This is a genomic window from Streptomyces sp. TSRI0281 (assembly GCF_001905125.1).
Taxonomy (GTDB): Bacteria; Actinomycetota; Actinomycetes; order Streptomycetales; family Streptomycetaceae; genus Streptomyces.
The window spans coordinates 900293-914706 of the sequence record NZ_LWLE01000001.1; the positions used below are offsets into that span (position 1 = coordinate 900293).

Here is a 14414-nt window from a genome sequence, read left to right on the forward strand (position 1 = left end):
GGCAGGCGAGCAGGACTGGGGGCATCAATGGACCGTCACCACGGGCCACGCGTGCGCGTGCCGGAGCAGCGCGCTCCGGATGAACCGGCGGCCGGTGCCGCGCTGCGGTTCGCCGTGCTCGGGCCCGTACGCGCCTGGCGCGGTGGCGAGCTGCTGCCCTCCGGTTCACCGCAGCAGCGGGCCCTGCTGACCGCGCTGCTCCTGCGCGACGGGCGGACGGCCACCGCGGCCGAACTCATCGACGCGATCTGGGGCGAGGAGCCGCCCCAGCAGGCGCTGGCGGCGGTACGGACGTACGCCTCCCGGCTGCGCAAGGCGCTCGGCCAGGACACGCTGGTCAGCGAGTCCGGCGGCTATGCGATCCGGACCCGGCGGGAGGCGCTGGACGTCAGCCTCGCGCAGGAACTGGCCACCGAGGCGGAGAAGGTCCGCGCGGGCGGCGACCGCTGCCAGGCCCGCACCCTGATCAACAAGGCGCTGAGCCTCTGGGACGGCGAGGCGCTCGCCTCCGTGCCCGGTCCGTACGCGGAGAACCAGCGCACCCGGCTGGAGGAATGGCGCCTCCAGCTCACCGAGACCCGGCTCGACCTGGACCTGGAGGTCGGCTGCCACGCGGAGGCCGTCTCCGAACTGACCGCGCTCACCGCCACGCACCCGCTGCGCGAGCGGCTGCGCGGACTGCTGATGATCGCCCTGTACCGCAGCGGCCGCCAGGCCGAGGCCCTCGCGGTGTACACGGACACCCGCCGGCTGCTCGCCGACGAACTGGGTGTCGATCCACGCCCCGAACTGGCCCAGCTCCAGCGGCGCATCCTCCAGGCCGACGAGGAACTGGCCCGCCCGGCCGACGAACCGGCCCCGGTGTCCGCCACGCTCCGCCCCGCCCAGCTCCCGGCCACCGTCCCCGACTTCACCGGCCGCACCTCCTTCGTCGCGGAGCTGGGGGCCCGGCTCGCGACCGCCGAGGGCTCGGTCATGGCGGTGTCCGCGCTGGCCGGTATCGGGGGCGTCGGCAAGACGACCCTCGCCGTCCACGTCGCCCACCAGGCCCGTCCGCACTTCCCGGACGGCCAGCTGTACGTCGACCTCCAGGGCGCCGGATCCCGCGCGGCGGAACCCGAGACGGTGCTCGGCTCGTTCCTGCGCGCGCTCGGCACCGCCGACTCCGCCATCCCGGACACGCTGGCCGAACGGGCCGCCCTGTACCGCTCGGCCCTGGACGGCCGGCGCATCCTGGTCCTCCTGGACAACGCCCATGACGCGGCGCAGATCCGCCCTCTGCTCCCCGGCACGGCGGGCTGCGCGGCGCTGGTCACCAGCCGGGTCCGGATGGTCGACCTGGCCGGTGCGCACCTGGTGGACCTCGATGTGATGTCCCCCGAGGAAGCCCTCCAGCTCTTCACCCGGATCGTCGGCGAGGAGCGGGTCGGCGCGGAGCGCGAGGCAGCCCTGGACGTGGTGGCCGCCTGCGGCTTCCTGCCCCTGGCCATCCGCATCGCCGCCTCCCGGCTGGCCGCCCGCCGCACCTGGACCGTCTCCGTGCTCGCCGCCAAGCTCGCCGACGAACGCCGCCGCCTGGACGAACTCCAGGCGGGCGACCTCGCGGTCAAGGCCACTTTCGAGCTCGGCTACGGCCAGCTGGAGCCCGCCCAGGCCCACGCCTTCCGCCTCCTCGGCCTCGCCGACGGCCCGGACATCTCGCTGGCCGCCGCCGCCGCCCTGCTGAACCTGGAGCCGCACGCGGCGGAGGACCTGCTGGAGGCGCTGGTCGACACGAGCCTGCTGGAGTCGGCGGCGCCGGGACGCTACCGCTTCCACGACCTCGTACGCCTCTACGCGCGTGCCTGCGCGGAGCGCGACGAACAGCCGCCGCAGGAGAGGGAGAGGGCGCTGTCACGGCTGCTGGACTTCTACCTCGCCACGGCGGCCGGGGTGTACGCGCTGGAGCGGCCCGAGGACCGGCTGGTCGACCATCTGGAGCCGACGGTTCACGCGGGACTCACCTTCGCCGGCCGCCACTCGGCGCTCGACTGGCTCTACGCGGAGGCGACCAATCTGCTCGCCTGTGTGTGCCAGGCGTCCCGCCCCGCGACACTCCGCCGCGCCGTCGATCTCCTCTACGCCGCCCTCGACCTGGGCGAGTCCGGCGCGAACGCGAAGCAGTACGAGGCGGCAGCGCTGACCGTTCGCGAGGCGGCCCGCGAGTGCGGCGATCCGCGGGCGGAGGGCCGCGCCGTGATGTCCCTGGCCAACGCGCACCAGCTGGCCGGGCGGTTCGACCACGCGGACCGCGAGGCCCAGGAGGCGATGCGGCTCGCGGACGCGGTCCAGGACCTGCTGCCCGCCAGCTGGGCGGCCAACGCCCGGGGGATCATCGCGCTCTACCAGAACCGGCACGCGGACGGCGAGGAGTTCCTGAGCCAGGCCATCGCGGCGTTCCGCAGCGACGGGAACCGTCCGGGCGAGGCCAGTGCCCTGTGCAACCTGTCCCGGATACATCTGGCCACCGGCCGGACGAAGAGCGCCATCACGCTGGCCCGGTCGGGCATAGAGATCTACGACTCCCTCGGCCACGCGCTGCGCGGGGCGAACGGCCGCTACGCCCTGGGGATGGCGCTGACCCAGAGCGGACAGTTCGCCGCGGCGACCGCCCAGCTGACGGAGGCACTGGAGATCTTCCGCGACAGCCGTCAGCGGCTGTGGGAGGGCATGGCGATGTTCCGGCTGGCGGAGGTGGACATCGCGTCCGGCCGCCCCGCACAGGCCGCCCAGTACTCCGAACTCGCGCTGACCGTCCTGCGGGGCATCGGTGGCGAATGGCGGCGGGGAAACGTCCTGACCGTCCTCGGGCGCGCACTGTCCGGAATCGGGCAGACCGGCCGCGCCCAGGTCTGCTGGCACGAGGCGCTCACCATCTACGAGGAGCTCGGTTCGCCGGAGGCCGACGAGGTCCGGTCGCTGCTGGCGCCGGCCTCCGCGTCCTGACAAACGCGGGCGTTCATCGTTCGTTTATCGCCGCCCGGCATTCTCGTACCTGTCGATCCGTCGCGTCGGGGGGCAGACGGGGCGACAGTGGCCACCCACTAAGGTGAGCGGCCCGATGAGGCCCGTCCGGCAGTCCACGGGGGAACAGCCGGACGGGCCTCACCAACCCATAGCGCACAGCGCGGAGAGAAGGAGTTGACCATCATGGCCGACGCCAAGAAGCAGGACCCGATCTTCAAGCCTGCGGACCAGCACGCCACCGGTGAGCCCAAGACGCCGATCACGACGCAGGACCAGCACGCGACGGGCGAAGAGATCACCACGCTGGACCAGCACGCCACGTCGGAGCCGTTCAAGCCGGCCAAGTAGAACTTTCTGCCCACGGGGACGGGGGAGTGGCCGCGGCGGCGCGGAGGGGGAGCCGTCGCGGCCACTGCATGTCCGCGTACGGGCGGTGTCGGGGCCCGAGCACCCGTTCCGTGGCTCGGACCCGTTCCGTGCGTGCTACAGCCCCCGGACCAGGAACCGCCCCCCGCACAGCTTCCCCATGTCGTCCTCGTCCGAGGTGAACACCACGGTCCGTCCGGGCTGACGCCCCGCGATCACGGCGAGCGCCGCGTCGACGGCGTACTCGCGGCCGTGCAGACCGGCCTCCCGCAGCAGCCCGATCGCCTCGTCCGCGACATCCTTGGTGACCGGTTCGACGACGACGCCGGACATCGCCCACTCCTGGACGGGTCGCCGGATCTTGCTGTGATGCGCCTCGATCAACGTCATCGAGCTGGTGAGCACCCGGATGCCCCTGCTGTGGGCGTCCTTGAGACGGGCCTTCATCGCGGGGTTTCCGAGCGCCGTCAGGGAAAGGGCCTCACAGTCCAGTACGTAGGAGAGATCCGGCATCAGGCGGCCTCGTTCCGGTGCGGCTCCGCACCGCCCTCCCGCTCATCGAACAACCGTTCGATCTCGCGGCGCTCGGCCTCGGCCTCGGCCAGATCGACGTCCGCCACGGGCCCGTACTCGCCTTCCATCCGCTCCACGAGCTCCCCCAGGCGGTCGTGCTCACGCTGGCGCTCCACGGCGCGAGTGACATAGGCGCTGAACGCGCCGGGGCCCACCTCGCCACGAATCTCCTCCGCGAGCTCCTCCGGGAGAGTAACCGTGTACTTCTTGGTTGCCATACCATCGACCATGCCGTCCGGCCGGTGGCCGCGTCACCCGATTCATCCGGGTGACGGAACGGCCGCCGGGCCGTCTCACCGCACAGACAGCGGCGCGGACCGCGAGCCCTACTCGCCCCTCCCCCGCAGCTCTCCCTTCACCACTTTGCCGCCCGCGTTGCGCGGCAGCTCGGTCACGAACTCCACCGACCTGGGCACCTTGAAGTTCGCCATCTCGCGCCGTGACCAGGCGATCAGGTCGTCCGCGGTCACCGTCGCCCCCGGCCGCCGTACCGCGTACGCCTTGCCGACCTCGCCCAGCCTCGGGTCCGGGACGCCGATCACCGCCACATCGGCCACGTCCGGGTGGAGGCCCAGGAGCTGTTCTATCTCGGCCGGGTAGGCGTTGAAGCCGCCGACGATGAACATGTCCTTGATCCGGTCCGTGATCCGGAGGTTGCCCGCCTCGTCGAGCACGCCCACGTCGCCGGTGCGCAGCCAGCCGTCCGGGGTGAGCGCGGCGGCCGTGGTGTCCGGGTCCTCGAAGTAGCCGTGCATCACATGGAAGCCGCGCACCAGGACCTCGCCCGGCTCGCCGGGGCCGGCCAGCACGCGGATCTCCGTACCGGGGATCGCGCGGCCCGAGGTGGTGGCGATGACGTCCGCCGGGTCGCCCCGGCGGCACATCGTGACGATGCCGCTCGCCTCGGAGAGGCCGTACGCCGTGAGGACCGTGGAGATGTGCAGTTCGGTGCGCAAGCGTTCCACCAGCTGGAGGGGGACGACGGCCGCACCGGTCACCACCAGGCGCAGGGCGGAGAGGTCGTGCGCCGCGCGGGACGGGTGGTCCAGCAGGGACTGGTGCAGGGTGGGCGGGCCCGGCAGGACCGAGATGCGTTCGGCGGCGATGTTGGCCAGCACCGTGTCCACGTGGAACACCGGCTGCGGGACCATGGTCGCGCCCCGCATCAGACAGGCGATGATCCCCGCCTTGTAGCCGAAGGTGTGGAAGAACGGGTTCACGATCAGATAGCGGTCGCCCTCGCGCAGCCCCGCCAGGTCGCTCCAGATCGCGTAGCACCGCAGGGTCTGGGCGTGTGTGATCACCGCCCCCTTGGGGCTGCCCGTGGTGCCCGAGGTGTAGACGATGTCGGAGGGGGCGGAGGGGGAGATCGCGTCGGCGCGGGACCGCACCTCCGCACCGGACACCCCCTCCCCCGCCGCCAGGAAGTCCTTCCATGTGACGTAGTCGCGCGGGGCGCTGTCCGCGAGCACCACCACCGTCTCCAGGTGCGGGAGTTCGACGTCCGAGCGGCGCAGCGAGGCCACGTAGGACGTACCGAGGAACGTGCCCGTGACGAAGAGCAGTTTCGCGCGGCTCCGCCGCAGGATGTACGCCGCCTCCGTGCCCTTGAACCGGGTGTTCAGCGGGACCAGCACCGCTCCCGCCGTCACCGCCCCCAGCGCGGAGACGATCCAGTCCAGGGTGTTCGGGGCCCAGATCGCGACCCGGTCCCCCGGCTCCACGCCCGAGGCCATGCACGCGGCGGCGGCCCGCTCGACCCGCTCGCCGAGTCCGGTGTACGAGAGACGGGTGCGGCCCTCGACCACCGCCTCCAGATCGCCGTACCGTTCCGCCGCCGCCCGTACCAGCTTCGGGATGCTTCCCCACTCCTCGTCGCCGCGCATCGCACGCCCTCCCGCCGAACCGAACCGCAGTAGCTGACTATCCGTCAGATTAGCTGTAGCCTCGGGCGCTGTCAGCAGTCAGGACGTTCCGGGAGGTGTACGGGTGGCGACGCTCAAAGACGTGACAGCGATAGCCGGCATCGGACAGACGGCCTTCGCGAAACAACTCCCCGAGTCCGAGAAGACCTTGGCCTGCCGGGCCATCGTCGCGGCCCTCGACGACGCGGGCATCGACGCCTCGGAGGTGGACGCCTTCGCCTCGTACACGATGGAGGAGACCGACGAGGTCGAGGTCGCCAAGGCCGTCGGGGCCGGCGATGTCACCTTCTTCTCCAAGGTGGGCTACGGGGGCGGGGGGTCCTGCGCGACCGTCGCGCATCTCGCCGCCGCCGTCGCCACCGGGCAGGCGAGCGTCGGGGTGGCCTGGCGGTCCCGGAAGCGGGGCTCGGGACCGAGGCCCTGGAAGAACACCGCCGTGCAGCTGCCCACCCCCGCCCAGTGGACCCGGCCGTACGGGCTGCTGCGGCCCGCCGACGAGATCGGCATGCTCGCCCGGCGGTACATGCACGAGTACGGGGCCACCCGCGACCATCTCTTCAACGTCGCGCTCGCCTGCCGCAACCGGGCCAACCAGAACCCGGACGCGATGATGTACGAACGCCCGCTGACCCGCGAGATGTATATGACCTCCCGCTGGATCAGCGACCCTCTCTGCCTCTTCGACAACTGCCTGGAGACCGACGGGGCGCTCGCCTGTGTCATCGTCTCCGCCGAACGCGCCCGCGACTGCCGGCAGAAGCCCGTCCTCATCCACTCCGTCGCCCAGGGCCTGCCCGCCCAGCACCACGGCATGGTCAACTACTGGAACGACGACCCGCTCACCGGCCCCGCCTGGACGGCGGCGCGACAGCTGTGGAAGCAGGCCGACTTCGGTCCGGACGACGTCGATGTCGCCCAGATCTACGACGCGTTCACCCCCCTCATCCCGCTCTCCCTGGAGGGCTACGGCTTCTGCGGGCGCGGCGAGGGCGCCGCGTTCACCGAGGGCGGGGCGCTGGAGAGCGGCGGCCGGCTGCCCGTCAACACCGGGGGCGGCGGGCTCAGCGAGGCGTACGTCCACGGCTTCAACCTCATCACCGAGGGCGTCAAACAGCTGCGCGGGACCTCCACCGCCCAGGTGCCGGACGCCGCCACCTGCCTGGTCACCGCGGGTGAGGGCGTGCCCACCTCCGCGGTTCTGCTGAGGAGTTGAGATGCCGACACCGGATTCCCCCCTTCTGCTGCCCGTCGTCGACGAGGACGGGGCACCGTTCTGGGAGTACGCCGCCGCCGGTGAACTCCGCGTCCAGTCCTGCGCCGCCCCCGGCTGCGGCGAACTCCGCTTCCCGCCCCGGCCCTGCTGCCCGCACTGCCAGTCCTTCGACAGCGAGTGGCGGGCGATGAGCGGGCGCGGCCGCATCTGGTCGTTCGTGCTGCCGCATCCGCCCCTGCTGCCCGCGTACGCCGAACAGGCCCCGTACAACGCGGTCGTCGTGGAGCTTTCCGACGCCCCGCACATCCGGCTGGTCGGAAACGTGGTCGCCGGGCCCGACGCGCGACTGGACTCGGTCGATCCGGGGCGGCTGCGGATCGGGGCGGCGGTCCGGGCGGTCTTCTGCCCGGTCACGCCGGACGTGACCATGGTCCGCTGGCTGCTGGAGCGCTGAGCGATGGCGCTGCGCACCGAGACGGACAAGGGGAGCAAAGTCGCCGTCGTCACCCTGGACCGGCCCACGAGGCTCAACGCCATCGACCTGGCCACCGCCGGTGAACTGGCCGCCACCTGGAGGGCGTTCCGCTTCGACGAGGAGGTGCGTGCCGTCGTCGTGACCGGAGCGGGCGGGCGCGCCTTCTGCACCGGGATCGACCGGGGGGCCGAGGTCCCGCAGCCCCCGTCCCCGTACACGATCGACGATCCGCTGCTGGCGATCGGGCCCAAGGCGAACGACCTGTGGAAGCCGGTGATCGCGGCCGTCGAGGGGATGGCCTGCGGCGGGGCGTTCTATCTGCTGGGCGAGGCCGAGTTCGTCATCGCGTCCGAGGACGCGACGTTCTTCGACCCGCACACGACGTACGGCATGGTCAGCGCGTACGAGGCGATCTCCATGGCCCAGCGGATGCCGTTCGGGGAGGTGGCCCGGATGTCCCTGATGGGCACGGCCGAACGGGTGACGGCCCGCCGGGCGTACGAGACCGGCCTGGTCAGCGAGGTCACCGCGCCCGGCGGCGCGCTGGCGGCCGCGGTACGTGCGGCCACCACGATCGCCTCGTACCCGACGGCCGCCGTCCAGGGCACCGTACGGGCTGTGTGGTCCGCGAAGGAGGCGGCCCGCGCCCAGGCCATGGCGCATGCCCCGCATCTCATCGCGCTCGGCAATCTGGCGCCGGAGCGGCAGGCCGAGCTGTTCGAGGGACGGAGCAGGGGCGGGGACGGGGGCGGGGCTCCCCGGTTGCGGTGAGCCGGTGGCGTTCCGCGGTCGCGGTGAGCCGCCCGCCCGTCGTCAGGGGCGCGCCACCGCCGTGACCTGGCAGCGCTTCACCCTGGACACCTTGCGGGGGCTGTCCATGCGCACGGTCAGGCTCTTGACGTCGCCGTAGCCGAGTGTCGCGGTGGTCTGCGCGGAGTCGACCTTCCGGCCGACGGCGTCCAGAAAGGTCACATCGATCTCGTACGTCCGATCCGTGCCGGCGACCTTGGACCTGATCTCCACGACGGACGAGGTGACGGCCTTGCGCTTGCCCTTGCGGGGCTGGGCGCAGCGGATGACCCGGACGTCCGGGGCGTCGGACGCCGTGGTGCCGGGGGTGGGCGTGCCGTAGTCGGTTCCGCCGGAGGAGCTGCTCGACGAGCTGTCGTAGTCGTCGTAGTCGTGGTTGCTCTTCTTGGAGCTGGAGCATCCGCCGCCGCCACCCGAGCTGCTGCTCTTGCCACTGCGGCTCTTGCCGCCCTTGCCCCCACTATGGGAGGTCGAGAATCCGGTGAGCGCGAGCACCACCACGACCAGCACCGCCGCGAACTTCATACGCTGCCGCATCATCGATGCAGCCCCCCTTGAGTTGTCACCGTCTGCTTGCCGGCCGTCTCCGTACCGCCCACAGCATGGCGGCCGAAGACCCATGACCAAGTCATGACCCTGTCACGGTCCCGTCATGGTCTGTGTGGCGGGGGTGACCGGCCGGGCGTAGCGTCGGCCGGGGGTGGGGCGCGGATGCCGTCGGCACGCGCCGCACGCACCGCACACGCGGCATGTGCCGCAGGAGGCTGATGATGATTCGCAACGTCCTCGGCTCCGTCGTCGCCCTCATCGGAGCGGCGGGCGCCGTCCAGAGTCCTTTCAGCGAGTGGTACAACAGCCGGCTCGGGCGCGACTACCGCGTCCAGGACCTCTTCGGCGGCATCACCACCACGTCGTCCGGGGTCATGGTCTCGATCCTGCTGCCGTTCCTGTTCGCCGCGCTGGTGGTGATCGTCGGGGTGATCCTGCGGTCACGGCTGCTGGTGGCGTTCGCGGGCGTGGTGGTGCTCGGCTTCACCGTGCTGTGGATGGTCCGGCAGGGGCAGGCGGCGGGCGGCCTGACCGTGTCCGGGGACGAGTCGGGCCTCCGGATGGGGGTGGCGAGCGCTGCGGCGGGCGGGGCGCTGATTCTGCTGGGGGCGCTGCTGATGTCGGGGCGGGTGAAGAAGCCGGCCGGGCGGCATGCGGCCCCCTATCGCGCGCCCGGGGAGGACCACCCGGACACCTGGCCGCCCACGCAGGAGCCGGGGATGTCCGCGCAGACGACGCCATGGCCGGAACCGGAGGCGGACCCGTACACGGGCCCGGACCCCGGCGCCCCGCACGACCCGCGCTCCCGGGGCGCGGCTCCGTACGACGACCAGGACCAGGACACGGCGCCGCATCCGGTGTATCCGGAGCACGACGAGGGGCATGACGAGGGGCACGACCCCGGCCGCCCGCCGCAGAACTGAGACCGCCGCCGCTTCCCTGTGCACGGGCCTGGTTCCGTCCCTGCGCACGGCCTTGTTCCGTCCCGGCGCACGAGCCTTGTTCTTCTTGCGCGCGGCCTGATTCCGTCCCTGCGCGCGGCCCCTGTTCTTCCTGCGCACGGGGCCCTGTTCCGCCCCTACGCGCGGGCCTTGTTCCCCGTGCCCGTGCCCTTCAGCGCGTCCAGCGCGTACACGCACCGGTCCTTGCTGCAGGCGTAGACGACGCCCGCCTGCGCCACCGGTGAGCCCGTGATCTCGCCGCCCGTGGCGAGCTTCCAGCGCAGCTGACCGCCCGCCGCGTCCAGGGTGTACAGCACGTGGTCGGCGGAGCCGAAGTGCACCCGGCCGTCGGCGACGACCGGGGAGCCCACCACGTCGCCGCCCGCGGCGAACCGCCACTTCGGGGTGCCGGTGACCGCGTCCAGGGTGTACAGCGCACTGCCGCTGCCGACGTGCACGTTCCCCGCCGCGACCAGCACGGGCTCGATCGACTGCCGGGCCTCCGTGGCGATCCGCCAGCGGTCCTTGCCGGTCGACGCGTCGAGCGCGTACACCGTGCCCAGGTAGTCGGCGAGGTACACCCCGCCCCCGGTGACCGCGGGGCCCGGCGCGAAGGCGGGCGGCGAGAGGAAGACCGCGGGGGACTCGAAGTGCCAGCTCACCCGGCCCGAGGCCGCGTCGACGGCCAGCACCCGGGTTCCCGCCGCGACATAGACGTAACCGTCGGGCGCCGGGGTCACCCGGACCGGGACACCGCCGCAGGAGGCGGCATCGCCGATCGGGTACGACCACCGCTCCCGGCCGGTACGGGCGTCCACGGCCCGCAGCCGGGCGTCCTGCCAGAGGTAGACCGTGCCGTCGTGTATCGCGGGCCCGGCCTCCGACGTCTCGAAGTCCGTCTGGAGGCCCGAGGACTCCCACAGCTTCTCGCCGCTGGACGCCTCCCACGCCTGTACGCCGCCGCCTCGGGTCCCCGTCAGGACGGTCCCCCGGTCGGCCTTCAGGGAGTACACCCAGGCATCGGTCTGGAGCCGCCAGCGTTCGGCGCCGCTCGTCGCGTCCAGGGCGTAGAGGGACGGGCCGTCCGAGGCATGGATCCTGCCCCCGTCGACGGCCATCGCCCAGGCCACGTCACGGGTCTTGAACTGGCGGCGGCCATTGCCCACGTCCAGCGCGTGCACCTCGAAGGACGTCACGTACAGCAGGTCCCCGGAGACGATGGGCGTCCCCCACACATCGTTCGACATGCGAAAACGCCAGGGCCGCCAGCGGTCCGGCGCCGCGGGCGCCGCGTCCGGGGCGGGTGCCGGGGACGGCACCGGGGCAGCCGCCGCCGTCGCGCCGTTCAGCCCGGCGGGCGGCCGGACCCAGCCGGTGGCGGCGGCCGGATGCGCGGCGGCGGCGCCGCGGCCCTCCCCCGCACGCGGCCCGGGGCCGATCGGCACCTTCGCCCCGGCCAGCCGCACCGGGCCGCCGTCGGGCAGCGGGGACGAGACGGGGGCGGGCGAGGAGAGCGGGGACGGTGAGCGCAGGTCGGCGCCGCTGCGCCAGCCGGTGTCCGGGGAGCGCGGCGGGCGCGGGGGCGGCGGCGGTGCGGCGACCGGGGCGGGCGCGGCAGGCGCGACGGTGCGCCCGCCGCCCCGGCGCCGCTCGATCATCGCCGTGGCGCTGATGGGCAGCCAGGCCGACGCCGTACCGCTGTCGTCGCTCCCGGAGGCGAAGAGATGCGGGGCGAGCTGGGCCTGGAGATCGGCGGGGCTGGGCCGCAGCCCGGCGTCCAGCTGCATGCAGGACTCGATCAGCGGGCGCAGGTCGTCGGGCAGGCCCTCGGTGTCCGGGCCCTCCCGCAGCAGCATGAACACCGTCTCGACCGGGTTCGCCCCGTGGAAGGGCGCATGGCCGGTGGCGGCGAAGACCAGCGTCGAGCCGAGCGAGAAGATGTCGCTGGCGCCCGTCACGCTGCGCGAGTCCCGCGCCTGCTCGGGCGACATGTACGCGGGCGTGCCCACCGCGACGTTCGTCATGGTCAGCCGGGTGTTGGAGACCCCGGACGCGATGCCGAAGTCGATCACCCGGGGGCCGTCCTCGACGACCAGGACGTTGGACGGCTTCAGGTCGCGGTGGACGAGTCCGGCACCGTGGATGGACTGGAGGGCCTCGGCGATCCCGGCTGCCAGCCAGCGCACCGCCTGGGTCGGCATGGGCCCGCACTCGTTCACTATTTCTTCGAGGGAGGGCGCGGGCACATAGGCGGTGGCCAGCCAGGGCACCGCGGCCCGCGGGTCGGCGTCGACCACGGCGGCCGTGTAGAAACCGCTGACGGCGCGGGCGGCCTCCACCTCACGCGTGAAGCGGACCCGGAACAGCTGGTCCTCGGCGAGCTCCGTACGGACCGTCTTGATCGCCACCCGCCGGCCGGACGCCGAGCGCGCGAGATAGACCAGCCCCATGCCGCCGGCGCCGAGCCGTCCCAGCACCTCGAACGGGCCGATCCGCCTCGGGTCGTGCTGCGTCAGCTGTTCCACCACTTGCCTGCCACCTCCCCGTACGGACCTCAGGAACAGAAGCCCGCGAATTCCCGCCCTGTGCAGCGTCTCACCACTGGGCACCACCTGGCGGTGCGCACCCCGATTGTTCCTGGCTCGGGCGCCGGTTGCGAACCCGGGGGCGGATCAGGGTGTCTCATGTCACTTCGCCCGCTATCCGCCCACACCGGCCGCCCGGAACGATTACGGAAGCAGTCCGATCGGCTGGAGTACGGCGAAAGCGGCGCCCTGATCGTCGTGGAGAACGGCCATCCGCCCGTGCGGGATGTCGAACGGCGGCGCGGAGACCCGGCCGCCCAGACGCACGGCGCTCTCGACAGCCCGGTCGCAGTCGACGACGGCGAAGTAGGTGAGGAAGTGGCTGGGCAGCTCGGCGGGGAAGGCGTCCGTGATCACGCTGCGCCCGCCGATCGCGGTGTCGGGGCCCGGTTCGGTGCCCGCCGGGGACCACATCCGGAAGGCGACGAGGGACTCGGCGGTTCCGGAGGCGTCGCTCCCGGACTCTCCCAGGTCGGTGCCCCGGAAGCCGAAGACCTTCTCGTAGAACGGATCGACACGCTCCGGCTGCCGGGTGTAGACCTCGGTCCAGCAGAAGGCGCCGGGCTCGTTCTGCTTCTCGAAGCCGGCGCGGTCACCCGCCTGCCAGAGCCCGAAGACCGCGCCGCCGGGGTCGGCGGCCTGTGCCACGAACCCGGCCCGTCCGGCGTGCACCGGCTCGGTGATCACCTGGCCGCCCTCCTCACGGATCGCGGCCACCGTGGCCCTGATGTCGTCGGTGGAGAAGTAGACACCCCAGGCGGTCGGCATCCGGCCGTCCCGCTTCGCGGCGAGTGCGGCGACGAGCCTGCCGTCACTGAAGGCGTCGGCGAAGGGCATGCCGTCACCCGCGCGGAAGGTCCAGCCGAAGAGCCCGCCGTAGAAGCGCTTGCCCGCTTCGAGGTCGGAGAGCTGCACATCCACCCAGCACGGCGCGGAGTGCGCGAATACGGCCATGGGCCCGGGTCCTTCCGTTGCAGTGACGCCCGTCACACTCAACGTAGCCTCGGGCCCCGCACTCCGCGCCCCGGCGCACCCCCGGCCCATCCATATAGAACGTTCGCCCGAATCGTGAAGATCCAGCACCCCCGTGGACAAAAGTTGTCCACCGAAGTTGTCCACAGGCTGTTGATAACACTAATGCCGAGCGGCCTCCCGGAACGGAAGCGAGCCTCCCGGAACGGGCCCGGATGCCTCCGTACACCCCTCCGGTCCTGCGGCGTTCCCCATTTGCAGTCGGCCGAATCGCGCTCCGATCACCCGTCGGTAAGCTGACGGCATGACAGGACAAGTACGCACCGTCGACGGCCGCGTGGCCGGACGACGCGGCCAGGCGACGCGGCAGAAGCTGCTCGACTGCCTCAGCGAGATGCTCAGTTCCTCGCCGTACCGGGACGTCAAAGTCATCGACGTCGCCCGGAAGGCCGGGACTTCACCCGCGACTTTCTACCAGTACTTCCCCGACGTCGAGGGCGCTGTCCTCGAAATCGCCGAGGAAATGGCCAAGGAGGGCGCCGGGCTGACCGCACTGGTCGCGGGCCGCTCCTGGGTCGGCAAGGCCGGCTGGCAGACCTCCGAGGAACTGGTCGAGGGCTTCCTCGACTTCTGGCGTCACCACGACGCGATCCTCCGCGTGGTCGACCTCGGCGCGGCCGAGGGCGACAAGCGGTTCTACAAGATCCGCATGAAGATCCTGAACTCGGTCACCAACTCCCTTACCGAAGCGGTCAAGGAGCTCCAGGCCAAGGGCAAGGTCGACAAGGACGTCAGCCCCGCGGCGATGGCGGGCGCCCTGGTCGCGATGCTGGCCGCGGTCGCCTCGCACCAGAAGGGCTTCACCACCTGGGGCGTGAAGCAGGCCGAACTCAAGCCGAACCTCGCCCTGTTGGTCCACCTGGGCATCACCGGCAAGAAGCCGACGAAGTAAGCACCGGCACGGGCTCCGGACGCCCCGGCACACGCCGGGCACGTACG

13 protein-coding genes are annotated in these 14414 nt (G+C 72.2%); 7 read left to right on the top strand and 6 right to left on the bottom strand.

Going from position 1 to position 14414, the window contains the following annotated elements; genetic code table 11:
- The first annotated feature begins 27 nt into the window (after positions 1-27).
- Together A6A29_RS04160 and A6A29_RS45695 are read left to right on the top strand one after the other, a co-directional pair.
- Positions 28-2985, top strand: a complete 2958-nt coding sequence (locus A6A29_RS04160; protein ID WP_073718498.1) for an AfsR/SARP family transcriptional regulator — start codon at positions 28-30, stop codon at positions 2983-2985.
- Between the two features lie 204 nt (positions 2986-3189).
- Positions 3190-3354, top strand: a complete 165-nt coding sequence (locus A6A29_RS45695; RefSeq protein ID WP_198952980.1) for a hypothetical protein — start codon at positions 3190-3192, stop codon at positions 3352-3354.
- Between the two features lie 135 nt (positions 3355-3489).
- Here A6A29_RS45695 and A6A29_RS04165 read toward each other — a convergent pair whose 3' ends face one another.
- The 3 genes from A6A29_RS04165 to A6A29_RS04175 all read right to left on the bottom strand — a co-directional run bounded on the left by A6A29_RS04165 (position 3490) and on the right by A6A29_RS04175 (position 5831).
- On the bottom strand, positions 3490-3885 hold the full coding sequence (locus A6A29_RS04165) for a hypothetical protein (protein ID WP_073718499.1): 396 nt from the start codon (positions 3883-3885) through the stop codon (positions 3490-3492).
- On the bottom strand, positions 3885-4163 hold the full coding sequence (locus tag A6A29_RS04170; protein ID WP_073718990.1) for a hypothetical protein: 279 nt from the start codon (positions 4161-4163) through the stop codon (positions 3885-3887). The genes A6A29_RS04165 and A6A29_RS04170 overlap by 1 nt, the downstream gene beginning before the upstream one ends.
- A 108-nt stretch (positions 4164-4271) precedes the next feature.
- Positions 4272-5831 carry a FadD3 family acyl-CoA ligase gene (locus A6A29_RS04175; protein ID WP_073718500.1) on the bottom strand — a complete coding sequence of 520 codons (1560 nt, stop codon included), beginning with the start codon at positions 5829-5831 and terminating at the stop codon, positions 4272-4274.
- A 103-nt stretch (positions 5832-5934) separates the two neighbouring features.
- On the opposite strand from A6A29_RS04175, the gene A6A29_RS04180 reads away from it, so the two are divergent.
- From A6A29_RS04180 to A6A29_RS04190, 3 genes are read left to right on the top strand one after another with little or no spacing between them, the layout of a single operon-like run.
- Entirely contained in the window at positions 5935-7083 is a 1149-nt protein-coding gene (locus tag A6A29_RS04180; protein WP_073718501.1) for a lipid-transfer protein, read from the top strand.
- 1 nt (position 7084) lies between these two features.
- A complete protein-coding gene (locus A6A29_RS04185; protein WP_073718502.1) occupies positions 7085-7537 on the top strand; it encodes a Zn-ribbon domain-containing OB-fold protein in 453 nt (150 codons plus the stop codon).
- Positions 7538-7540: 3 nt separating this feature from the next.
- Complete coding sequence (locus A6A29_RS04190) at positions 7541-8329, top strand: enoyl-CoA hydratase/isomerase family protein (protein ID WP_073718503.1); 789 nt, start codon at positions 7541-7543, stop codon at positions 8327-8329.
- A 42-nt stretch (positions 8330-8371) separates the two neighbouring features.
- Here A6A29_RS04190 and A6A29_RS04195 read toward each other — a convergent pair whose 3' ends face one another.
- Positions 8372-8908 carry a hypothetical protein gene (locus A6A29_RS04195; protein ID WP_073718504.1) on the bottom strand — a complete coding sequence of 179 codons (537 nt, stop codon included), beginning with the start codon at positions 8906-8908 and terminating at the stop codon, positions 8372-8374.
- A 230-nt stretch (positions 8909-9138) separates the two neighbouring features.
- Between A6A29_RS04195 and A6A29_RS04200 the strand changes: the two genes are divergently transcribed.
- Complete coding sequence (locus A6A29_RS04200; RefSeq protein ID WP_073718991.1) at positions 9139-9840, top strand: hypothetical protein; 702 nt, start codon at positions 9139-9141, stop codon at positions 9838-9840.
- 155 nt (positions 9841-9995) lie between these two features.
- Here A6A29_RS04200 and A6A29_RS04205 read toward each other — a convergent pair whose 3' ends face one another.
- Positions 9996-12386 carry a serine/threonine-protein kinase gene (locus A6A29_RS04205; protein ID WP_198952981.1) on the bottom strand — a complete coding sequence of 797 codons (2391 nt, stop codon included), beginning with the start codon at positions 12384-12386 and terminating at the stop codon, positions 9996-9998.
- Between the two features lie 201 nt (positions 12387-12587).
- A complete protein-coding gene (locus A6A29_RS04210; RefSeq protein ID WP_073718505.1) occupies positions 12588-13397 on the bottom strand; it encodes a VOC family protein in 810 nt (269 codons plus the stop codon).
- 322 nt (positions 13398-13719) lie between these two features.
- Between A6A29_RS04210 and A6A29_RS04215 the strand changes: the two genes are divergently transcribed.
- On the top strand, positions 13720-14367 hold the full coding sequence (locus A6A29_RS04215) for a TetR family transcriptional regulator (protein ID WP_073718506.1): 648 nt from the start codon (positions 13720-13722) through the stop codon (positions 14365-14367).
- Positions 14368-14414: the final 47 nt, after the last annotated feature.